The organism is Streptomyces sp. NPDC048185 (assembly GCF_043202495.1).
In the GTDB taxonomy this organism is placed as follows: domain Bacteria; phylum Actinomycetota; class Actinomycetes; order Streptomycetales; family Streptomycetaceae; genus Streptomyces.
The window spans coordinates 531188-554404 of record NZ_JBIDAN010000004.1; the positions used below are offsets into that span (position 1 = coordinate 531188).

A 23217-nucleotide genomic window follows, 5' to 3' on the forward strand; every position below is an offset into this window, starting at 1 on the left:
GTCACCAGTCGAAGCCCGCCTCGACCTGGGCCTTGATGTACGCGGGGATGTCCACGGTCTCGGTGACCTGGAGCGCGGAGGAGACCCGCAGGCCGTCGCGCAGGACGTGCTGCCGGAACACCTTGTACAGGGGCAGGTCCCAGTACTCGGTGTTCTCGTAGTCCGTGAGGAGGGCGTTGTCGCCCCAGAACACGCCCGAGGTGTCGATCCCCTTCAGCTCCGGGATCGCGGCACCGAACGCCGACTCGACGGCGCGCGAGCGCAGCGCGGGCTTCATGCCGTGCCGGGAGAGCTCGACCTGCCCCTCCTGCGACACCAGCCACTTGAGGACCTGGAGCGCCTGAGCCTTCTTCCTCGACTGCGGCGGCAGGAACGCGGCCATCGTGTTCGGCTGGTACACCGCGTTGTCGCCCCTGCCGAGGACCGGCACGGACGTGACGCCCAGTTCGACCCCCTTCGCCAGCTCGCGCCACTCCTCGGCGTCGTCCTCCTGGAGGTAGAGAGGGCTCAGCGCATAGGCGTTGAGCTTCCAGAGGCTGTCGACGGCCATGGCCACGTGTCCGCTGGTCAGGTACTCGTCGACGCTGGTGAAGATGTTGTGCGGGTGGAGCAGGAAGCGTTCCATGTTGGCACCGAGGCGCTGCCAGCCCGCCGAGGTGATGTTCACCTTCACGTCCTCGGGCGCCGGGTTCTCGCTCCCGCCGGGCACGAACGGGTACAGCCCCAGCTGGTTGAACTCCAGGTAGAGGTCCGGGTGCTGCAGATAGCCCTTGTAGGCGACCAGGTCCTGCTCGAAGGTCAGCTTCTTGGCGAGGCGGAACGCCTCGTCGTACGTGACACCGTTCGCCGGCGGCCTCAGCCCCTTCATGTCGAAGATCTTCTTGTTGTGGAACAGCACGAACTCGTCCACGAACAGCGGCACTCCGTACAGCCCGCCGTCCGAGCGGGCTCTGACCTGCGCGACGGCGGCCGGGTCGAGCGATCCCAGGTCGATGCCGGCGGTGCGGATGTCGTCGGTGAGGTCGCGCAGCCAGCCCCGCGGCTCCAGATCGCGGTCGATGCGCCTGCGGGGGTCCTCGATGACGATGTCGGGGACGACGCCGGCCTTGTCGAGGTCCTCGTAGCGGATCGGGTAGTCCCAGGTCACGGCCTTGATCTTGAGTCCGGGGAAGGCGGCGCGCAGCGCGTCCCCGATGACCTTGTCGAAGAAGCCGGGGTTCTCGAACGGCTTGTAGTTGGCCATGAAGACGAACAGCTCGTCGTCGCAGACCTCGAACGGCTGGTCGTACTTGTTGGGGATGGTGGTGCACGTGGCCCCCGCCGTCCGGGCGCTCGCCGTCCGGCCGGCGGTCGTACGGGCCTGGGCGGGAGCGGATGCGGCGAGGGACGCGCCGGTCAGCGCCGCCGCGCCCACGGCCGCCGAGGCGGCGACGAACTTCCGGCGGCTCGGTGCGGACGACGGCTGGGGTTCGCTGCTCTGCGGGTGTGCGGTCATACGGGTGTGCCTCTCCTTCAGAGGGGGGTCGCCGGCGATCGCGGCAGGGAAATCGGTGAGGAACGCCACTGGTATGCCAGGCGAATGCCACAATGGTTCCGCTGACATCGAGTGCGGTCAACACCCGCTATAGAGATGGGAGTTGCAAATGTTCCGAATCGGCAGCGGAGACAGGTACGCGGAACTGGTCGACCGGAGCCGCCGCGGTGCGCCCCGCCTGGTCCTGGGGCATGCCGCGCCCGAGGGCGACACGAGCCTCCGGGTGCCGCTGGACGACCTGTTCGTCGCGTCCACGGGGCGGCCCTGGGCACCCGCCCGGCCCGGCCTGCGCACCTGGTCGCTCTCGCGCACCGGGACCGGCCTGCGGGCGCGCTGCGGCCTCGCCGGACTGCCCGGTCTGGAGGTGGACCTCGACCTGTCCTTCGCCGACGACCTGCTGCACCTGCGGACCACCTGGCGCAACACCGGGGACACCGAGTGCGCGGACGCCGTACTGGGCCTCGCCCTGCCGCTGCCGGCCCGGGCGCCCGAGTCGGTCACCCTGCCCCAGGTCCTGTACCGGGGCAACCCGTCCGCCGACCCGGCACGCACGGTCCCGCGCCTGACGGCGGGCCGGGACGGCGGCCTCGTCGTCGAGGACCACAGGCTGCCCGTGCCCTGCGCGCACGCGGAGTGGCGCACCGGCAAGGAGCCCCGGTACGCCACCCTCTACACCGCCCGGCCCGGCTCCGGCTCCCTCGGCGCGGTGCGCGGCGCCGGGGGAGTGACGCTGCTCGGCCTCAGCGGTGCGCTGCTGTTCAACGGGGAACCCGACACGGCGTACGTGCACAAGGGACGCACCGCTCCCCGCGCCGAGGGTTACCTGGACCTGCTGCCGGGTGAGGAGTTCCGCGGTCACCACGTTCTGGACTGGGGACGCCCCGCCCGCCCCGGACACGGCTTCCGGGCCCTGGTGCACCGGGGCCTCGGCCTGTACCGGCCGCGCGGTGCGCGCCCCCTGCCCCTGGACGAGATCGTGCGGCTCAAGACGGCCGCCCTGGACCGGCGCTGGTACGACTCCGGCGGGGCCGCCGGCTACCTGAAGTTCACCGGCACCGGGCACACCGCCGGCTTCATGTACGGATGGACCGGCCAGTGCCTCAAGCTCGCCTGGTGTGACGCGCGCCTCGGCGTCGAGCACGGCGAGGCGTGGCGCGTCGAGCGCTGCCGCAGGGCCGTCAACTTCTTCCTGCGGGGCAGCACCGTGCCCGGTTCACCCGGGCTGCGCCTCAGCTTCTACGCCACGCGGGACGGGGCCTGGTCCGGGTTCACCGGACAGGACGGGCCGTTCGTCTCGGCCCGCGCCCTGGGCGACACCCTGGGCGACCTCGCCGACGTCGTCGGACTCTTCCAGGAGCACGGACACGCCGTCCCCTACGGCTGGGTGCGGGCGCTCGTCGACGGAGTGCGGGCGGCGTGCGCCGGCGGCCCGCCCCCGTTCGGCTGGCGCCCGGACGGCACGCCGCTGCCGACCGAGCCCGGAGCCGCCGGTCTGCCCTGCGTGCTGGCCATGCTGAAGGCCTTCCGGGTCACGGGGGAGGCGGAGCTGCTCCGCACCGCCGAGGCCCTGGCCGGCCAGTACCACCGGCGGTTCGCCCAGGACTTCGCGACGCCCTTCGCACGCGCCACCCTCGACGCGGCCTGCGAGGACAAGGAAGGCGGCATCGCCTACTTCCTGTGTGCCTACGAACTCCTGCTGCTCACCGGCAAGCGGCGCTGGCACGAAAGGGCCCAGGAGGCCGCCGACTGGCTGCTCACCTGGGTCTACCAGTGGAGCCCGCCCTTCCGGGACGGTTTCGCCGTCACCGGCTGGCCCGGTGTCAGCGTCCAGAACCACCACGTGGACGTGTTCTTCCCGGCGTACGAGCTCGCCCGCCTCGGAGACCTCGTGGACCGGCCGGTCTACCGGGAGCTGGGCGAGCTGGTCCTGCACGCCTTCGGCCAGGGCATCTGCACCCGGCCGGGGGAGTGGGGCTTCGCCGAGCCCGGTGAGCAGGCGGAGGGGTTCTTCCCCACCAACTGGCAGGAACGCGGGACCAGCAACACCTGGAACCCGTCCTGGGTGACGGCCCAGGTGCTGTCGCAGGCCCTGCGCATGCGGGCCGAGCGGACCGGTCAGCCGGTGCCCGCCCGGGCCGGCTCGGGCCGGTGGACGCCCCGCGGCCGGTAGCCGAGCGCCTCGCCGGCCCCGAGGTGGTCGGCGAGCAGCCAGGTGACGGCCAGCCACATCTCCGTGCCCTGGAGCCCCGCGACGCGGTCCGGCCGGTCGCCCGCCTCCAGCGCGAAGGAGAAGCCGGCCCCGTCCTGCCACCGCCCGAGCACCCGCTCGAGCTGGGCCCGTGCCCAGTCCCGGCCCTCGGCGACCCGGTGGTCCGTGCGGCGGGCGCACCACCACAGCGGATGGATGACGTCCAGGACGTCACAGGCCGTCCCCCGGTCCGGGCCGAACCACGCCGGGTCCCCGCCATGGGTGAGCACCGTGTCCACGACCCGCTCCGGATACGGCACGGGGAGCCCGAACTGCGCGAACGTTCCGCGGACCGTCCGGTAGAAGCCGTTGACGGGCTGCCGCCAGCCCTCCTTCGCGTCCGGGGCGCCCCACAGACCGTGCATCGGGTCGGACCGGGTCAGCAGCCATCCGAACAGGGCCTCGGTCAGCGGCGAGGCCACGGGGGAGACACCAGGGGCGGCGAGGTGCAGCGCGGTCGCCACCCCGTCCACCCAGTGCCCGCTGCGCCACGCCGCGGTGCGCCACGGCAGCCCGTCCAGCCGCTCCACCAGCCGCGCCGCCGGCAGTTCGGTGACGGCCCGCACCGGGTGGGCGAAGCGCGAGCCGAGCAGGTCGAGCGCGTAGCCGACGCTGAGGATGTGGTACATCGCCGCGTCGTCGTCCAGGGACGGCGACCGCCGCCCGATCTCCGGCACCAGCCCCGTCGCGGGGTCCTGCGACGCGCGCAGGCGCCCGACCAGCCCGTCACGGTCCGCACCCGGCGGCGGCCCGCCCAGCAGCAGGTCCGCGATCTCCACGGCGTCGCACGTCGCCCGCACCGTGGGGGCGGCGCCGGGGCGGTCGGTCCAGGCGTCGTCCGAGCGGCAGCGCCCGAGCACGTCGTGCGCCTGCTCCCGGGCACGCTCCGCGAAGCGCTCGAGACGGGCGTCCAGTCCGGGCGCCGCGGAGGGGGGAGCGGCGGTCCGTGCACCGCGCGGTGCCGTGTCCCGCCGGTCCCGCAGCAGGCGGGCCGGGTTGCCCGCGGCGACCGACCAGGCGGGCAGGTCCTTCGTGACGACCGATCCCGCCCCGACGACGCAGTGGTCGCCGATGGTCACCCCGTCCACGACGACGACGTGGGAGCCGATCCACACGTCGTCGCCGATGACGATGCCCTGCGAGGTGAGGGGCTGGCGGTGGACGGGCTCGCCGGGGCCGAAACCGTGGTTGAAGCCGAGCAGCGAGGTGTGCGCGCCGACCCGTACACCGTCCCCCGCCGTCACCCGGCCGCGCACCGTGGAGAAGGGGTTCAGGGTGCAGTCACGGCCCAGGCGGACCTCGTCGGTGACCACGGCGTGGGCACCGATGTACGAGCGGTCGCCCAGCCGGAGCTCGTCGGTGTGGACGCCCGCCCACGGCGACACGAACACCCGCTCGCCGAACTCCGCCGTGCCGCCGCTCGCCCGCGCCTGCCGCGCGAGCGCGGCCTGATGGTCCAGCTGGGCGGCCCGCTGGGCGTCGTCGCTCCTGCTCCAGAACTCCCACGGGCAGTGGTCGAACCGCCCCGGCCGCGTCTCACCGTCCACCGGACCCACCGGTCACCCTCTCCCTCACGAACCCGTCCACGCACTCGACGACGTCCTCGTCCGTCAGGGTGCCGAAATGAACGTCGTCCAGCCGCAGTTCCCGGATCGGCGCGTGCGCGTACCCGCGGGCCAGCACCGCCCGGCGCGCACGCCCCACGGTGGCACGGCTGACGCTGATGCCGCTCACCCGTGGCGGGTACGCGCCGGTGTCACCCTCGCCCCGGTGGAAGTCGCACGTGATGAACTCCTTGGTCAGATGGGTGACCGTCAGGTCCGCGAGGTGGATGTTCTCGGCGAAGCCGCCCCGGACGGAGTTCGTCTTGATGTACAGCCCGAAGTAGAGACCGGGGCCGCCGATGCGGCAGCGGCGCACGTACACGTTGCGGATGCCTCCGGTCATGTCGCTGCCCAGGGTGATCGCCCCGTAGCGGTGGCGCAGCGCGCAGTCCTCGACGACGATGTTCTCGCTCGGTGTCGCGACGCGGCGCCCGTCGGCCTCCCGCCCCGACTTGATGGCGATGCAGTCGTCCCCGGCGGTGATGTCGCAGCGCCGGATCACCACGTCGCGGCAGGACTCGGGGTCGATGCCGTCGTTGTTGGGGCCGATGCTGTCGATCGTGACGTCCTGGACGAGGACATTGCTGCACAGCACGGGATGGATCTCCCACATCGGGGAGCGGACGATCGTCACCCCCTCGACGAGGACACCGTGACAGCGCTGGAACTCGACGAAGTTGGGGCGGAAACGCCGGCCGTCGGCGTACACCCGCTGCTCGACCGGGTCACCGTCCTCGGCCTGCCGCCACAGCTGCGGCCAGTCCTCCTCCTGGTGGCGCGTCCCGGGGCGCCAGCCGAACTCGGCCTGTCCCGCCCACGGCCACCAGTGCTCCTCGTCGGCCTGGCCGTCCAGGACGCCGCGGCCGGTGATCGCGATCTCGCGCTGGTCACGGGCGTAGACGAACGGTGAGTAGCCGTAGCACTCGACGCCCTGGAAACGGGTGAGCACGGGCGGGAGGTACCGGGCCGGGTCCTGGCTGAAGCGCAGCACCGCGCCCTCTTCGAGGTGCAGTTCGACGTGGCTGAGCAGCCGCACCGGACCGGTGAGGTAGACGCCGGGCGGGACGGTGACGCGCCCGCCGCCCGCCGTGTGGCAGGCGACGACGGCACGGCGCAGGGCGAGCGTGCAGTCGGTCCGGGCGTCGCCGCGCGCCCCGAACCGGGTGACGGGGAAGGTGCGGTCGGCGAACCGGGGCGGCACCACACGGGCGACGACGGCGTCGGCCTCGGCCCAGGGACCGGCGGCCCCGGCCGGGCCGGCTCTGTCCGGGGCGTCCATCAGGCCGTGACCTCCTCGCCGTTGATCGTGACGTGTCGCAGGACCAGTCCCTCCACGTCGCGCTGCTCGTTCGGCCCCGTCATCCCGTCGAAGGCGCAGTCGCTCAGCAGCACGTCACGGATCGGGTTGGTGTCGTTGCCGATCAGGGTCCAGGCGCGCGGACCCGAACGCGTGGTGAGCCGGTGCACCTCGATGCCGCGTACGTCGGGGTAGAAGTCGCCCGTCTCCAGACGCTCGTAGTTCAGGGCGATCTCCACGACCGCGTCCCCGACCTCGCCGACCGTGATGTCGTGACACAGGACGTCGCGGACGTAACCGCCGCGCAGGGGGTTGGACTTGATGCGGACGGCCCGGTCGAGGCGCGGGCTGTCCATGCGGCAGTCCCGGGCGACGATGTCCGAGATTCCGCCGGACGTCTCGCTGCCGATGGTGACGCCACCGTGCCCGTCACGCATCTCGCACCGCTCGACCAGGGCGTGCTGCATGGGCACGCCGACGCGCCGCCCGTCGGCGTTCTTGCCCGCCTTGAACGCGACGCAGTCGTCGCCCGTGTCGAACACGCAGTCCTGGATGAGGACGTAGGAGCAGGACTCGGGGTCGATGCCGTCGTTGTTGGGGCCGACCGGGCTGTCGACCGTGACCCCGCGCACGGTGACGTTCCGGCAGAGCACCGGGTGGATGTTCCACATCGGGGAGTTGCGGACGGTGACGCCTTCGATCAGGACGTCGCGGCAGCGGTAGAACTGGATCAGGTTGGGCCGCAGATGGTGCCCCGCGCCGAACTCGCGCTCGGCCACCGGCACGCCCGCCTCTCCCCAGGCGATGAGCTGCTGGATGTCCGGCGTCTGGGGCGCGGGCCCGCCGTCGGCTCCCTTCGTCCAGTGCCACCAGTGTGTCGCGTCGGCCTGCCCGTCGAGGACTCCCCGTCCCGTGACGGCCACGGTGTGACAGTCGTACGCGTACACGAAGGGCGAGTAGTTGAAGCACTCGATGCCCTCGTAACGGGTGTAGACCGCCGGCAGATAGGCGGCCGGGTCCTGGCGGAAGCGCAGCGTGGCGCCCTCCTCCAGGTGGAGGTCGATCCGGTCGCGCAGGTGCACGGCCCCCGTCAGCCACTCGCCGGGCGGTACGACCACGCGCCCGCCGCCCGCCCGCGCACACGCCTCGACGGCCGAGCGGACGGCCTCGGTGCAGTCGTGCACACCGTCCCCGACCGCCCCGTGCTCGGTGATCAGGACGCGCCGGCGGGGGAAGCGCGGTGCGTGCACCCCGGCGAGGATGCGGGCGGCGCGGCGCTGGGCATCGGGCACGGCGGACTCGTCCGCGCGTGCGGCGGCGGTGCCCGCCACGTGGGCCGCGGCGACACCGGCCGCGGCGAGGAAGGTACGACGGCCGGGCGCGCTCACCAGGACCACTCCTCGGCGGGCACGTGCAGGGTGTGTTCGCGCAGGGGGGCCTGCGGAGCGGGTGTGCGGGTCGGGTACATGGGGCGGATCCTGCCTTCCGGTTCGATGCCGATGACGTCGTCGCCACGCCAGCGCACGCGGTAGACGCGTCCGGCGGCGTTCTCGTCGGTGACGGTCTCGGGCAGCGGGAACGTGACGGTGACGCGCTCCCCGGCGCGCGGCGCGGCCACGGCGAGGGTGCCGTCGGACGCCCACAGGCCGGCCTCGTCGCCGTGGTGCGTGCGCTCGGGGCGGCCGGGGGCGGTGCGGGTGACGCGCACGTGGGCGTAGCCGGCCCACTCGGGTACGCGCAGGCGCAGCTCGCGGCAGTCCTGGCGGATGTCGAGGTCGACGCGTCCGGTGTGCGGGAGGTGGCTGAGGACGTCCACGAACGCGCTGCCGCGGTTGAGCAGCAGGTTCACCCGGACGAGCCGCTCGTCGCCGGTCACCGCGAGGGTCCAGCCGGTGAACAGGCCGCGCACCCCCGAACCCACGCAGCACGCCTGGACGTCCGCGGTGTGGCCCCGGCCGAGCACGGCGTCCGACACGTAGTCGTTGGGGGCGCCGTACCCGGCGAACGCGCCGCGCAGCCGCTCGCCGACCCGGTGGCGGGTGATCCAGCCGGGCTCGTCGCCGCCGCGGTCGGGCGCGGAGCGGACCCACGAGACGTCCAGGAGCTGGGAGGAGGTGAGGTGTCCGCGCAGGAAGCGCTCCAGCACCTGCCAGTAGGCCCGGTGTCCCGCGCCGGCGAGCGTGCCGGCGATGGCGATGAGGTCGACGAGGGAGCAGGTCTCGTGCTCGAATCGCTGCCCGGCGAGGTCACCCGGTGTCCAGCCGAAGGCCGTGCACTGGCCGAGCGCCCAGTCGAAGCTGCGGCGCACGAACTCGGTCAGGGCGTGATCGCCCGCGGCCACCGCGTACCTGGCCAGCCCGTCCAGCGTGCCGAGTCGGGTGTGGAAGTGACCGCTGCGGTAGGCGAGCGCCGGGTTGAACGAGCCGTCCGGCAGGAACACCCCGCTGTACTCGGTGATCAGCCGGGCGAACCAGCCGCACAGCTCCCACGCCTGCTCGTTGCCGCTCAGCCGGTGCCAGCGCAGCAGCGGCATGATGAGCCGCCCGCAGAACGACGCCGGGTCCGGGGCCAGGTGCAGCTGCACGGCGTTCGCCGAGGGCCAGCCCCGGTCCGTGTACTCGGAGGCGGGGAAGTACCAGACGTCGCGCTCCTTGACCGCGATCCGGTGCAGCGCGGCCACGAGCCGGTCGGCCGCCTCGGCCGCCTCCCCGTCACCGCCGTCCTGGTACCAGCTGGTCAGCGCGAGCAGCGTGGCGCGCTGGTCGATGAGGTTGGCGTGGGGCTCCCAGTGCCCGCGCGGATGCCGGCGGCGCCGGGTGAGGCCGTCCTCGCCGATGAGGGAGAGCAGCGTCTTCTTGTACCGGGCCTCGACGTCGGTCCACGACGACGTGCCGGTCATGTGGCGGGCCAGGACGCAGGCGTCGGTGAGCCGTCCGTGGCTCGATCCGTAGTCCCAGTCGCCGTGGCGCAGTTCCGCGGGATCGGCGAGCAGGTCGGCACCGAAGAAGGGAATGCCGTCGAGACCGTCGTCGGCCAGACCCGCGACCGCGTTCATCGCCAGTCCGGCCCGCTCTTCCAGAAGGAGGGTTGCTGGTATGCCAGTCATGTGTGTCACGCCGTCTCGGAGTCCGAAGGGGCAGTGATGCGGGTGAACGACGAGAACGCTAAGCGCGGTGGTGAGGGGCGTCAAGAGGGGGAGAATGCGCAGGACATGGCCATCTGACGAGTGAAGCAGGGGGTGTTGACGCGCTCCTCCGGGAGTCTTACGGTTCCCGTCATCCCCACGGACGGGTGGCATGCCAGCCCCGCGAGGCGGGAGCGGGTGACGCGATCGGAGGGCTGATGCGCACGGCCGTACTGAGACAGGTCGCCAGGATCGAGATCGAGGAGTGCGCCGTTCCGCGGCCCGGCGACGGTGAGGCACTTGTCGAGATGCGGGCGGTGGGCCTCTGCGGCAGCGACCTGGCGGCGTTCCGCGGCGGCCACCCCTTCCGCGCACCCCCGGTGGTCCTCGGCCACGAAGGGGCGGGCCGGGTGGTGCGCGCCGCGGCGGGCGGCTCGGTGCCGGCCGGTACGCGGGTGGCCGTCCTGCCGCTGGTGTCCTGCCGGCGGTGCGGGCGCTGCGAGCAGGGGCTGGCGCACCTGTGCGCGCACCGGCGGCTGCCCGGCGCCGGCTTGCCGGGACTGCTGAGCCGGTACGTGGCGGTACCGGAGCACGCCCTGGTGCCGCTCGCCGACGACCTGCCGTACGCGCGGGGCGCTCTGGTCGAACCCACCGCGGTGGCCTGGCACACCGTCCGCGCGGCGGGCGTGCGCCACGGCACCCGCCTGGCCGTGCTCGGCGCGGGCGCCGTCGGTCATCTCACGGCGGCGGTGGCGCGGCTGCACGGAGCGGGGGAGCTGCTCGTCAGCGACGTACGGGAGCAGGCCCTGAGGCTCGTCGCCCGGACGACGGGGTGCCGCACGGTGAACGCGCGGACCGGCACGGTCGCCGGGGCCGGGCGGACCGACGCCTTCGACGCGGTCGTCGTCGCGTCCGGCCACCCCGGCTGCCTGGACGAGGCCCTCGCCCTGTGCCGGCCGCGCGGCACCGTCGTGGTGCTGCCGATGTTCGCCGGCCCGGTGCGGTCCGGACTGAACCCGCTGGTGCTCAAGGAGGTGCGGATCAAGGGCTCCTCCCTGTACGGGCCGGGCGACTTCCGCGCGGCGGCGGACGCCGTCGGACGCCGCGAACTCGACGTCCGCCCGCTGACCGAGGGCGAACCGGCGCCGCTGACGGCGGCCCAGTCGGCCTTCGAGGCGCTCGACCAGGGCAGCGACGTCCTGAAGTTCTTCCTGGACCCGGCGCGCTGAGCACCGGGCCCCGACAGGAGTGAGGAAGGCATGACAGGCGAACAGGTCGTGGCCGCGTACGACATCGAGAGCTGGCTGCCGCCGCTGCGGGCCGCCGAGGTGCTGGCGAACGAGCAGTCCACGGGCACCTTCGTGCGGGTGCCCGGCGAGAGCGACGCGCTGCGCGGCCGGTTCGGCGCGACGGTCCTGGACGTGACCGAACTGCCCGACGGCACCGGCCCGCCGCTGCCCGGCGCGGCCCGGCCGCCCGGCTCCAGTACGCGTCCGCACCGCGCGCGGGTCCGGATCGCCTTCCCGCTGCACAACTTCGGCCCCTCACTGCCGAACCTGCTCGCCGCCGTCGCCGGCAACCTCTTCGAACTCCGCGAACTCGCCGCCGTACGTCTCGTCGACCTCGCACTGCCCGCCGCCTTCGCCGCGCGCTACCCCGGCCCCGCCTTCGGCGTGGAGGGCACCCGCCGTCTGACGGGCGCGCCCGACGGCGCCCTGATCGGCACCATCATCAAGCCGGGAGTGGGCCTCGGGCTCGACGCGCTGCGCCTCCTGGTGCGCGAACTCGCCGCTTCCGGGATCGACTTCATCAAGGACGACGAGCTGACCGGCAACCCGCCGCACGCCCCGCTGCGCGAACGCGTGGCCGTGGTGACGGAGGAACTCGACAGGGCCGCCGACCGCACCGGGCGCCGCACCATGTACGCCGTCAACATCACCGACGACATCGGACGCCTCGAGGCCAACCACGACCTCGTGCTCGCCGCGGGCGGCACCTGCGTCATGGTGTGCGTGCAGACGGTGGGCCTGGCGGGCGTCGCGCACCTGCGGGAGCGGGCCGCTCTGCCCGTCCACGGCCACCGGGCCATGAGCGGCGCGCTGCTGCGCAGCCCGCAGATCGGCATCGGGCCGCTGGTCTTCCAGAAACTCGCCCGCCTCGCCGGCGTCGACCAGCTGCACGTCGGGGGCATCGCGAGCAAGTTCTACGAGAGCGACGAGGACGTCGTCGCCTCGGTACGGGCGCTGCGTGAGCCGTTCCTCGGGGGGTACGAGGCGCTGCCCGTGCTGTCCTCGGGGCAGTGGCCGGGACTGGCCCACCGCACCCTGGACCTCACCGGCACCACCGACCTGCTGGTCCTCGCGGGCGGCGGCATCCACGCCCACCCGGAGGGTCCCGCGGCAGGGGTCGCGGCGATGCGGGCGGCGTGGCGGGCGGCCGCCGAGGGCGAGCCCCTGACGGAACGGGCCGCCCGGGACCGGCACCTCGCGCGTGCCCTGGAGCACTTCGGAGGAGGGCGGGCATGACGGACCGCGGCGGGGGCCGGGCGGACGCGGGCGGGGGCAGGGGTCCGGCACGCGCCCGTACAGGTCCGACAGGGCACCACACCGGGCCGGCCGGCGCCCCCACCGGGCCGGCAGGCCCCCGCACCGGGCTGACCGGGCGCCCCACCGGGCCGGCAGGCCCCCGCGTGGCCTTCTACGGTGACGACGTCACCGGCTCCACGGACGCCCTCGCCCAGTTCCACCGGGCCGGACTGCGCGGTCTGCTGCTGTTCGGGGACCGCACGCCGGACCGGTACGACCTCGGTCCCGGGACACCCGCCGACGCCGGCGACCCGCGCGCGTACGACGTGATCGGCACCGCCGGAGTCGCCCGCTCGCTGCCCACCGCCCGCATGGCCGACGAGGTCGGGCCCGCGCTGGAGCGGCTGCGGGACACCGGGGCCGCGTTCGTGCAGTACAAGATGTGCTCGACCGCCGACTCGTCACCCCACCGGGGCAGCCTGGGACGCGCGGCGGAACTCGGCCGGGAGGTCTTCGGCACCACGGCCGTACCGGTCCTGGCCGCCCAGCCGGACCTCGGGCGCTACACGGCCTTCGGCCACCACTTCGCCCAGGACGACGACGGGCGCGTGCACCGCCTCGACCGGCAGCCCACGATGTCCCGCCACCCCGTCACCCCCATGGGCGAGTCGGACCTGCGGCTGCACCTGGCCGCGCAGACGGCTCTGCCCGTCGCCTCCTTCGACCTGCGGGCCTACGGACTGCCGTTCCCCCAGGCGCGGTCGCGCTACGAGGCCATGACCGCCGCCGGCCCCTCAGTCGTCGTCCTCGACGCCCTGACGCGCGAACACGCACGGTACGCGGCCCGGCTGCTCCTCACCTGCGGGACGGCCCCCGGGTACGCGCTCGGCTCCGGCGGACTGAGCCTCGCGGTCGGCCAGGTGCTCGCCGGCACCGGGACGACGGTGCCCTACCGCCTGCCGGAGCCCGGCCGGGCGATCGTCGTCGCGGGCAGCCGGGCCGCCCGGACCGGCGCCCAGCTCCGCCACGCCGCACGCCACGGATGGCGGACGGTGCCCGTCCCCGTGGACCCGGACCGCGGCTGCGACACCTCGCCCGCCGTGTCGGCCCGGCTGCGGGACGCGGTGCTGCGCGCCCTGGACGGCCCGGCACCCGGCGTCGTCGTCCACGCGCTGCCGACGGGCCCCGGCGGCACACCCGGCGCGGACCCCCTCCACACGCTCGGGGACACCCTCGCGCACGCCGTCCGCACCGCCGTCACCGACGCCGGGGTGCGCCGCGTGGTCGTGGCGGGCGGGGACACGGCCGGCCGAGTGGTGCGCCGGCTGGGCGCCCGCAGCGCGGAGATCGACCTCCTGCTCGCCCCCGGCGCCGCCCTGTGCCGCCTCCACTGCGACGAACCGGCCCTCGACGGCCTGTCGCTCGTCCTCAAGGGCGGGCAGGCGGGCCCGGTCGACCTCTTCGACCGGGTCACCGGACGGACCGGCACCACCGACACCCCCACCGACCCCCTCAGGGAGCCCGGGACGTGACCACCGCACCGCACACCCTGCGCACCGCCCACCTCACCGACCCGATCGGCATCGACGACCAGCACCCCGACCTGTCCTGGCGGTCCGGCGACGGGCGGCAACAGGCCTACCAGGTCCAGGCGGCCACCGGCTCCGCGCTCCTCGACTCCGGCGCCTGCGACCTCTGGGACAGCGGACGCGTCGCCGGCACCCGCACCACGGGCATCCGCTTCGGCGGCAAGCCGCCCGGAGCCCGGCAGCGCGTCTGGTGGCGGGTGCGGATCTGGTGCGACGACCGGCCCACGCCGTGGAGCACCGCCGCCACCTGGGAGACGGGCCTGCCCACGGAGTCCGACTGGGCCGGAGCCCAGTGGATCACGGCACGGCAGGACGAGCCGGCCTCCCGGCTGCCCCTGCTGGCGAGGGACTTCCGCCTGCCGCACGCCCCCGTCACGGCCCGCCTGTACGCCACCGCCCTCGGCACCTACGAGGCCACCGTCAACGGTGCCGCCGCGGGCCCCGCCCTCCTCGAACCGGGCTACTCCGCCTACGACAAGCGCCTCCTGTACGCCACGTACGACATCACCGACGCGCTGCGCGCGGGCGACAACACCGTGGGGCTGAGCCTCGGCAACGGCATCGCCCACGCCCCCCGGGTGCCCGGACGCTACGCCAAACTGCAGGTCGACCACGGCCGGCCCCGCGTGCGCGCGCTCCTGCACGCCGTCCACGCGGACGGCTCGTCCACCACGCTCGTCACCGACCCGACCTGGCGCACCGCCGAGGGACCCGTCACGCTGTCCGCCTGGTTCGGCGGCGAGGAGCACGACGCGCGTCTCGCACCGGCCGGCTGGAACAGCCCCGGCCACGACCGCCGGGCCTGGCACGCCGCCGTGCCCGCACCGCTCGACGGCGTGCGGCTGACCGCCCGTACCCATCCGCCCGTCGAGGTCGTCGACACCGTCACCCCGGTCTCCATGAGCGAACCGCGCCCCGGGGTGCACGTCTTCGACCTCGGCGTGAACATCGCCGGACGCCCGCGTCTGAAGGTCACGGGTCCCGCAGGGGCCTCCGTCGTGATCCGCCCCGCCGAACTCCTCGCGCCCGACGGCACGGTGAACCAGCGCTTCACCGGCAGCCCCTGCTACGACCGCTACACCCTGCGGGGCGACCCGCGGGGCGAGGAATGGGCCCCGGCGACCGTCTACCACGGCTTCCGCTACCTCCAGGTCGAGCACTTGCCCGGCCCGCCCGCCCCCGACACCGTGCGCGGCGAGGTGATGCGCGCCGCCAACGCCCGCGCGGGCGGCTTCAGCTGCTCCTCCGGCCTGCTGAACGGCATCCACCGGCTCATCGACCGCGCCGTCCAGGGCAACATGTTCAGCGTCCTCACGGACTGCCCGCACCGGGAGAAGCTCGGCTGGCTGGAACAGACCCACCTGGTCTTCCCCGCCGTGGCCGGCGGTTACGACGTGGCCGCCCACTACCGCAAACTCGTGCGCGACATGTCCGACGCGCAGACCGGGTCGGGACTCGTGCCGGGCATCGCCCCCGAGTACACCGTCTTCGAGGACAAGTTCCGCGACGACCCGAACTGGGGCGGCGCCCTCGTCCTCGCCCCCTGGCACCTGTACCGCACGTACGGCGACACGGCGACCCTGCGCGCCCACTACCCGGACATGCTGCGCTACCTCGAGCACCTCCACTCCCGTTCCGACGACGGACTGCTGCTGCGCCACGGCCTGGGCGACTGGATCGCCCTCGACGACTCCACGCCCAAGGCCGTCACCGCGACCTACGCCCACCACCGCATCGCCGCGGCACTCGGCGACATCGCCGAGGCGATCGGCCGCACGGGCGACGCCGTCGCGCACCGGCGGCTCGCCCGCCGGATCTCGGCGGCCTTCCACGCCGAGTTCTTCGACCCGGCGGCCCGCACCTACGGCAGCGGCAGCCAGGCCTGCGACGCGCTCGCCCTGGAGGCGGGCGCGGTCCCCGCCGCGCAGCGGCCGGCCGTGCTGGCGCACCTGGTCGCGGCGATCCGCGCGGAGAACGACCACGTCACCGTCGGTGAGATCGCCCTGCCCGCACTGTTGCGCGTCCTGTCCGCGCACGGCCGCGACGACGTGGTGTGGGACGTCCTCAGCCGCACGGACAGTCCCAGCTACGGGTACCAGCTCGCCCACGGGGCCACGGCCCTGACGGAGCGCTGGGACGGCCCCACCCGCGGATCCTCGCAGAACCACTTCATGCTCGGCGCCGCCGCCGAGTGGCTCACCGCTTCCCTGGCGGGCCTGCGACAGGCCGAGGGCTCCGCCGCCTACGACCGCATCGTCGTCCGGCCCGCCCCGGTGGGCGACCTCGACTGGGCCGGTGCCTGGTACGAGACGCCGCGCGGGCGGGCCGGCGCGACCTGGCACCGGGGCCCCGACACCTTCCGGCTGACCGTGGCCCTGCCGCCCGGCGCACCCTCGCGCGTGGAGCTGCCCCTGCCGGACGGCGGCCGCGACGTACGCGACGTCCCGCCCGGCACCTGGGAGTTCACGGTCCCCGGCGACTGGTCGCGTCGCGAGTGAGCCGCCCGGAACACCGCACCACAGAGACCTGGAAAGAAGGAGTGAGGGGCAGTTGACGACACCCGAGCGGTCGGCGGACGGCACGCGGACCCCGCCCTACTGGGCCGACCTGGACCCGGGCACCGGACGCCGCCCACCGCGGGCCCACTTCACCTCCGCCGACCGGCGGCTCGACCTCGGCGGCACCTGGTCGTTCCGCCTGTCGCCGACCGCCGACGCACCCCTGGACTTCCTCGGACCGGAAGGCCCGGGCGGCCCCGGCTCCCGGGACGGCACCTGGACCACGCTGCCCGTCCCCGCGCACTGGGTCCTGCACGGCCACGACACCCCCCGCTACACCAACACCGCCTACCCGTTCCCCATCGACCCGCCGCACGTCCCCGACGCCAACCCCACCGGCGACCACCACCGCACCTTCCACCTGCCCGACGGCTGGCGGCGGCCCGGCAGCGTGCTCCGCTTCGACGGCGTCGACTCGTGCTTCAGGGTGTGGCTCAACGGCCGGGAGCTGGGCACCTCCAAGGGCAGCCGGCTGCCCGCCGAGTTCGACGCCGGCCCCGCCCTGCGCCCCGGCCGCAACGCTCTCGCCGTACGCGTCCACCGCTGGTCCTCCGGCAGCTATCTGGAGGACCAGGACATGTGGTGGCTGCCGGGCATCTTCCGCGACGTGACGCTGCTGGAGGTCCCCGAGGGCTCCCTCGGCGACTTCTTCGTGCACGCCTCCTACGACCACGAACGGGGGAGCGGCACCCTGCGCGTCGACACCGACGTGCCCGCCCACCTGTCACTGCCCGAACTCGGCGTCCACGGCCACCCCGCCGACCGCGTCCTCGCCCTCCCCGGCGTCGAACCGTGGAGCGCCGAGCACCCCCGCCTCTACACCGGCGAGCTCACCCCCCGCACCGGCGCCGCCCCGGTCCGCCTGCGCATCGGCTTCCGCACCGTGGCGATCCGCGACGGACGCTTCACCGTCAACGGCGCCCCCGTGCTGCTGCGCGGCGTCAACCGCCACGAGCACGACCCCGACCACGGCCGTGCCCTCACCGTGGACACGATGCGCCGTGACCTGCTCCTCATGAAGCGCAACAACATCAACGCCGTGCGCACCGCCCACTACCCGCCGCACCCCGCCTTCCTCGGCCTGTGCGACGAGCTGGGTCTGTGGGTGGTCGACGAGTGCGACATCGAGACCCACGGGTTCATCCACGCCGACTGGGCGGGCAACCCCGCCGACGACCCCCGCTGGCGGCCGATGCTCCTGGACCGCATGCGCCGCATGGTCGAACGGGACAAGAACCACCCCAGCGTCGTCGTCTGGTCCCTCGGCAACGAGAGCCACCACGGCACGAACCTCGCCGCCCTCGCCGACTGGACCCGCGAACGCGACCCGTCCCGGCCCCTGCACTACGAGCGGGACCGCACCTACCGCCACTCCGACTTCTACAGCCTCATGTACGCCCCCGTGGACGAGGTCGACCGCATCGGCCGGCACGAGGAGGCGGCGCCCGACGAGACCGCCGGCGAGCCCGGACTGGAACGGCGCCGGCGCGGGCTGCCCTTCCTGCTGTGCGAGTACGCCCACGCCATGGGCAACGGCCCCGGCTCCCTCACCGACTACCAGCGCACCCTGGAGCGGCACCCGCGCTGCGCCGGGGCCTTCGTGTGGGAGTGGATCGACCACGGCCTGCGCCGCACCGACCCCGACGGCCGTACCTGGTTCGCCTACGGCGGCGACTTCGGGGACAGCCCGCACGGCGGCACCTTCTGCATCGACGGGCTGCTGTTCCCGGACCGCACGCCCTCGCCGGGACTCGCGGCGTACAAGAAGGCGGCCGAACCGGTCGCCATCGGCATCGACCTCGGTGCCGGGCGCCTGCGGGTGCGCAACCGGTACGACATGCGGGACCTGGCACACCTGAGGTTCGAGTGGGTTCTCGAGGCGGAGGGGGTCCAGGTCGCGCGGGGCGAGGTGAAGGTGCCGCCCGTGGGCGCGCGCCGGGAGACGGACGCCGCGCTGCCCGACCTGCCGGGCGGGCCCGCGGGGGAGACCTGGCTGACCGTCCGTGCCGTCCTCGCCGCCGACGAGCCGTGGGCCCCGGCCGGACACGAGGTCGCGTGGGCACAGACCCGTGTCCGGCCGGCCGCGCCGCGCACCCGCCCGAGGGGGCGCCGGCTCACCCTGGCCGACGCCGACTTCGACGACCGCACCGGACTGCTGCGTGCCCTGGGCGGCCTCGATCTGAAGGGGCCCCACCTCGACGTCTGGCGCGCCCCCACCGACAACGACCGCGGAATGGGCGACGCATCGGTCCTGCGCACCTGGCGCGCCGCCGGCCTCGACCGGCTGGTCGCCCGCACGGAAGGCGTCGAGCGGGAGCCGGACCGGCTGGTCGTCCGGTCCCGCCTGGCACCGGCCGGTCTGCCGCACGGCCTGCGCCTGCGGCAGACCTGGACGCCGGAGGGCGACGCGCTGCGACTGACCGTCGAGATCGTCCCGGACGGACCCTGGGACGGCCTGTCCCTGCCGCGGGCCGGCGTACGGTTCACGCTGCCCGCCCGCCACGACCGGGTCCGCTGGTACGGCAAGGGTCCGGGCGAGGCGTATCCCGACAGTGAACAGGCCGCCCGCATCGGCCTGTTCACCGCCGACGTGGCCACGCTCCAGACGCCGTACGTCGTCCCGCAGGAGAACGGGCGGCGGGCGGCGGTCCGCCGGGCCGAGCTCGTCGACCCGGTGACCGGGGCGGGGCTGGGCGTGGAGGCCGCCGACCCCGGCCGGCCGTTCGGGCTGACGGTGCGGCCCTGGAGCACCGAGGAACTGGAAGCAGCCGCGCACCCGGTCGACCTCACCGCCGGTGACCGCCTCCACCTCCACCTCGACACCGGGCAGTACGGTCTCGGCAGCGCGTCCTGCGGTCCGGGTCCGCTGCCGACGTACCGGCTGCTCCCTCAGACCTGGCGGTTCGCGCTGCTGCTGCGGCCGCTCGGGGACGGCGGGACCCCATGAGCGTGGCCTGCACGACCTTGGTCCGCACGACCGTTGTCCGCACGACCGCCGTCCGGGCGGGCGTCCGCCCGGAGCACCCGCACGTCCCACGCCCCCAGCCGCAGGCCGTCCCCGGCGGCCAGCCGCTGTGCGCCGAGCACGTCGCGGACCGCTTCGGGGACGCTGACCCGTACCGGCTCCCAGGCCCAGTTGTGCACGAACCACAGCCGGTGCCCGTGCGGGTCGAGCGCGGACGTCACGGTCACGCTCCCGGGCAGCGGCGCCCACCGGTTCGCCGCGGTCGTCCCGCCGGTGACGTGCCGGGCAAGCGCCTCGGCGAAGGAGGAGTCCGGCAGGGTGCCGACGTAGGTGACCCTGCCCCGTCCGTGGTCCCGGACCGTCGCCGCCGCCCACCGTCCGAAGTGGGGGTGCACGTAGTGGGCGAGCGGCCGCGCGTCCTCCGTCTCGACGCCGTCCGCCCAGGCCAGCGCCCGCGCGCCGGGGGCGAGTCGCAGCTCCGATCCCGCGCTCGGCCTCACCTCCAGCGGGGCGCTCAGGTTCGCGTACTCCAGGTAGCGGATCCCGGCGGCCGCCCGCAGGACGTCCCCCGGCGCCACCTCGGGCCGGGCCCGTGCCTCACCGTCGGCGTAACCCGTCCGGCAGGTCAGCACCAGGTGTCCGCCGGAGCGCGCGTACGCGTCGAGGAGGGCGAGGGTGTCGTCGTCGCACACGTAGAGGCCGGGAACGACCAGGGTGCCGGTGAGCGCGCCGGGGCCGTCCGCGCACCGGCGCAGGGCCTCGGTCAGCTGGGCCGGCGACATGATCCGGGCCTGCGCCCCCGCGTCGAAGAACCCCTTGGAGAACGCCCCGAAGATCCGCGCGTACGACCCCGGATCGGGTTCGAGGGTGCCCGGGCGGGTGAGCGGCGGCTGGCACTGCATGGCCCAGTCGCTCTCCACCGACCGCACGAGCACGGCGTCCGCCTCCGGCACCAGGCCGCTCAGCGCTTCGCCGGCCGCCTCGAACTCCTCGGCCACGCGCCGCACCTCGCGCAGCGTCCGGCCCGGTTCGAGCGCGTGCCCGAGGATGCCGCCCCAGTAGGTCTCCGCCCCGTACGGCAGCGTGTGCCAGTGCCAGTACTGCACCAGGCGGGCCCCGCGTGCGGCGAGCGCCCAGGCGGCCTGACGCAACTGGCCCTCGTAACCCGGCTGGTTGGTGTGGGACCCGCCGATCGAGGCGGCGTTGGTCTCCGTGACGAGGAACGGCTCCTGCCGGGCACCCCACAGCCGGTCCGCCGACTGGTACAGCTGCCACACCCCCTGCCCGAACCAGCCGCCCTCGTGCCGCCGGCCCGCGTCGGGAAGGGCCAGTTCGTCCTGGGCCGCGTAGTAGACGTTCCCGGCCGTCACGTCCAGGCCACGGGTCACCGCCACCTCGTCGACCGCGGGGCGGGACACCGCCAGGCAGGTGGTCACGTACTGGTCCGCCCGGGCCGACTCCCGCACGATCTCGGCCTGACGGTCGATGAACTCGGCCGTCAGAGCGGCCTGATGGCGGCGCCAGGCCAGATCGTACGAGGGGGTGGTGTTGCCCCGCGGGGTCCACAGCTCCTCCCACGACGACAGGCGGTGCGACCAGTAGGTCAGCCCCCACGCCTCGTTGAGCGTCTCGACGTCCCCGTACCGCTCCCGCAGCCGTGCCACGAAACCCTCGAACACCGAGGCGTTGTGCAGCAGGTGCAGCCCGGGCTCGTTGTCGACCTGGAAGCCCACCACCGCGGGGTGCGGGGCGTGCGCGGAGACGATGCGGCGCACCAGCCGCTCCGCGTACCGGCGGAACACCGGATGCGTGAAGTCCACCTCCTGGCGGGCGCCCCAGGGCACCGGGCGGCCGTCCGCGCGCTCCGCGGCGATCTCCGGGTGGGCACGCTGCAGCCAGGGCGGGACCGCGTAGGTGGGCGTGCCGAGCAGGACCCCGATGCCGCGCTCGTGCGCCCCGTCCAGGACGCGGGCCGGCCAGCCCAGGTCGAAGACGCCGTCGGCCGGCTCCCAGGTGGACCACACCGACTCGCCCACCCTGATCAGGGAGATCCCGGTCCCGGCCATGAGGTCGAGGTCCGTCTCCAGCCGGTCGGTGGGCTGGTATTCGTGGTAGTACGCGGCACCCACCCGGACCCGGTCGGCCGGCCCCACCGGGGCCCGTCCCATGTGATTCGACATGACCCGAAGGTGGCATGCCACCTGCATGCCGTCAATGGAAGGAGTCCTGCGTGAACACCCCGAACCACCGCGCGGCACCCCCGTACCGGCCCGACTGGGCATCCCTGCGCGAGCACCGCGTCCCGGACTGGTTCCGCGACGCCAAGCTCGGCATCTGGGCGCACTGGGGCCCGCAGTCCGCGGCCCGCAGGGGCGACTGGTACGCCCGCCACCTCTACGGCCCCTACGAGGGCACCGAGGACTTCGAACGGGAGCGGACCGCCCGCCAGACGGCACACCACCGCCGGCACCACGGGCACCCCTCCCGCTTCGGCCACAAGGACCTGTGCCACGCCTGGCGGGCCGAACGGTTCGACCCGGAGGCGCTCATGGACCGCTTCCGGCGCGTGGGGGCCCGCTACTTCGTGTCCCTCGCCACCCACTGCGACAACTTCGACCTGTGGGACTCCCCCCACCAGCCGTGGAACTCCGTCAACGTCGGACCGCACACCGACATCGTCGCCCGCTGGGCCGCCGCCGCCCGTGCGGCCGGGCTGCGCTTCGGGGTGAGCATGCACGCCGGCTCCTGGACCTGGCGCTGGCTCGACGCCGCGTTCGGGCACGACACGCAGGGCCCGCACGCGGGCGTCCCCTACGACGGACACCTCACCGCCGCCGACGGAGCCGGCACCTGGTGGGAAGGGCTCGACCCGCGCGCCCTCTACGGGCCCCCGCGCCGGCCCGGCGAGAAGCCGGACGCCGCGTTCGTCGACGACTTCTACGCCCGGCTGCGCGACGTCACCTTCCGCCACGAGGCGGACCTCGTCTACCTCGACGACTCCCGCATGCCCTTCGACGAGGGCAGCGTGTGCCCGGCCGCCCCGCCCAGCAGCCGGGGCCTGGAGTTCCTCGCCGACTACTACGGCCGGCGGCCCCAGGGCACCGTCAGCATCAAGACGATCCCCGACGAGGACCGCGGGGCCGTGCTCCTGGACGTCGAACGCGGGCAGCTCGGGGCCCTCGACGAGCACCCCTGGCAGTACGACACCAGCATCGGCGACTGGTTCTACCGGGACGGCGAACGCTACAAGACGGCCCCCGAGATCGTGCACCTGCTGATCGACACCGTCAGCAAGAACGGCTGCCTGCTCCTCAACGTCCCCCAGCTCCCGGACGGCACCCTCGACGAGGCGACGGGAGCCGTCCTCGACTCCCTCGGTGCCTGGACCGAGGCGTGCGGCGAGGCCGTCTTCGGCAGCCGCCCCTGGACGGTGTACGGCGAGGGCCCGACGAACGTCACCGGCGACCGCGCACGGGAGAAGCCGCTCGACTACACCCCGGACGACATCCGCTTCACCCGCGGCGCGGGCGACGACGGCACGCTCTACGCCTTCCTCATGGCCTGGCCGGACGACCGCACCGCCCGCATCCGCAGTCTCGGTACCGCGCGCGGTCTGGTCACGGGACCGCCCCGCCGGGTCACCCTGCTCGGCACCGGCGCCCCCCTGCGGTGGACCGCCGGTCCCGGCGGCCTGGAGGTGCAGCTCCCCGCCCGGCCCCCCACCCCGTACGCGCAGGTGCTGCGGATCGAACTCGACCGACGCGACTGAGGAG

General features: G+C 74.2%; 13 protein-coding genes. 7 read left to right on the forward strand and 6 right to left on the reverse strand.

Annotation, left to right across the window (positions count from 1 at the left end):
• Window position 1: 1 nt before the first annotated feature.
• Window positions 2-1495 carry an extracellular solute-binding protein gene (locus tag ACGF3H_RS15845; protein ID WP_362497172.1) on the reverse strand — a complete coding sequence of 498 codons (1494 nt, stop codon included), beginning with the start codon at window positions 1493-1495 and terminating at the stop codon, window positions 2-4.
• Window positions 1496-1643: 148 nt separating this feature from the next.
• On the opposite strand from ACGF3H_RS15845, the gene ACGF3H_RS15850 reads away from it, so the two are divergent.
• Window positions 1644-3704: a hypothetical protein gene (locus ACGF3H_RS15850; RefSeq protein ID WP_362497175.1), complete on the forward strand. Its 2061-nt coding sequence runs from the start codon at window positions 1644-1646 to the stop codon at window positions 3702-3704.
• On the opposite strand, the gene ACGF3H_RS15855 is transcribed toward ACGF3H_RS15850, so the two are convergent.
• The 4 genes from ACGF3H_RS15855 to ACGF3H_RS15870 are packed head-to-tail and all read right to left on the reverse strand — an operon-like array spanning window position 3650 to window position 9789.
• A complete protein-coding gene (locus ACGF3H_RS15855) occupies window positions 3650-5338 on the reverse strand; it encodes an acyltransferase (protein ID WP_362497178.1) in 1689 nt (562 codons plus the stop codon). The genes ACGF3H_RS15850 and ACGF3H_RS15855 overlap by 55 nt on opposite strands.
• Complete coding sequence (locus ACGF3H_RS15860) at window positions 5319-6665, reverse strand: glycoside hydrolase family 28 protein (RefSeq protein ID WP_362497181.1); 1347 nt, start codon at window positions 6663-6665, stop codon at window positions 5319-5321. The genes ACGF3H_RS15855 and ACGF3H_RS15860 overlap by 20 nt, the downstream gene beginning before the upstream one ends.
• A complete protein-coding gene (locus ACGF3H_RS15865) occupies window positions 6665-8071 on the reverse strand; it encodes a glycoside hydrolase family 28 protein (protein ID WP_362497184.1) in 1407 nt (468 codons plus the stop codon). The genes ACGF3H_RS15860 and ACGF3H_RS15865 overlap by 1 nt, the downstream gene beginning before the upstream one ends.
• Window positions 8068-9789 carry a hypothetical protein gene (locus tag ACGF3H_RS15870; protein ID WP_362497187.1) on the reverse strand — a complete coding sequence of 574 codons (1722 nt, stop codon included), beginning with the start codon at window positions 9787-9789 and terminating at the stop codon, window positions 8068-8070. Before ACGF3H_RS15870 ends, ACGF3H_RS15865 begins: the two co-directional genes overlap by 4 nt.
• Window positions 9790-10025: 236 nt before the next feature.
• On the opposite strand from ACGF3H_RS15870, the gene ACGF3H_RS15875 reads away from it, so the two are divergent.
• The 5 genes from ACGF3H_RS15875 (at window position 10026) to ACGF3H_RS15895 (ending at window position 19426) form a co-directional block, all read left to right on the forward strand.
• Complete coding sequence (locus ACGF3H_RS15875) at window positions 10026-11036, forward strand: alcohol dehydrogenase catalytic domain-containing protein (RefSeq protein ID WP_362497190.1); 1011 nt, start codon at window positions 10026-10028, stop codon at window positions 11034-11036.
• 30 nt (window positions 11037-11066) lie between these two features.
• Entirely contained in the window at window positions 11067-12332 is a 1266-nt protein-coding gene (locus ACGF3H_RS15880) for a RuBisCO large subunit C-terminal-like domain-containing protein (protein ID WP_362497192.1), read from the forward strand.
• Between the two features lie 164 nt (window positions 12333-12496).
• Window positions 12497-13864, forward strand: coding sequence for a four-carbon acid sugar kinase family protein (locus ACGF3H_RS15885; protein ID WP_362497194.1), 1368 nt, complete (start codon window positions 12497-12499; stop codon window positions 13862-13864).
• Window positions 13861-16419: a family 78 glycoside hydrolase catalytic domain gene (locus ACGF3H_RS15890; RefSeq protein ID WP_362497197.1), complete on the forward strand. Its 2559-nt coding sequence runs from the start codon at window positions 13861-13863 to the stop codon at window positions 16417-16419. The genes ACGF3H_RS15885 and ACGF3H_RS15890 overlap by 4 nt, the downstream gene beginning before the upstream one ends.
• Window positions 16420-16471: 52 nt before the next feature.
• A complete protein-coding gene (locus tag ACGF3H_RS15895; protein WP_362497200.1) occupies window positions 16472-19426 on the forward strand; it encodes a glycoside hydrolase family 2 TIM barrel-domain containing protein in 2955 nt (984 codons plus the stop codon).
• On the opposite strand, the gene ACGF3H_RS15900 is transcribed toward ACGF3H_RS15895, so the two are convergent.
• Window positions 19369-21624 (reverse strand): beta-galactosidase, encoded by a 2256-nt coding sequence (locus tag ACGF3H_RS15900; RefSeq protein WP_362497202.1) that lies wholly within the window; start codon window positions 21622-21624, stop codon window positions 19369-19371. The two genes, ACGF3H_RS15895 and ACGF3H_RS15900, sit on opposite strands and share 58 nt — an antisense overlap.
• A gap of 50 nt (window positions 21625-21674) precedes the next feature.
• On the opposite strand from ACGF3H_RS15900, the gene ACGF3H_RS15905 reads away from it, so the two are divergent.
• Window positions 21675-23213 carry an alpha-L-fucosidase gene (locus tag ACGF3H_RS15905; protein WP_362497205.1) on the forward strand — a complete coding sequence of 513 codons (1539 nt, stop codon included), beginning with the start codon at window positions 21675-21677 and terminating at the stop codon, window positions 23211-23213.
• Window positions 23214-23217: the final 4 nt, after the last annotated feature.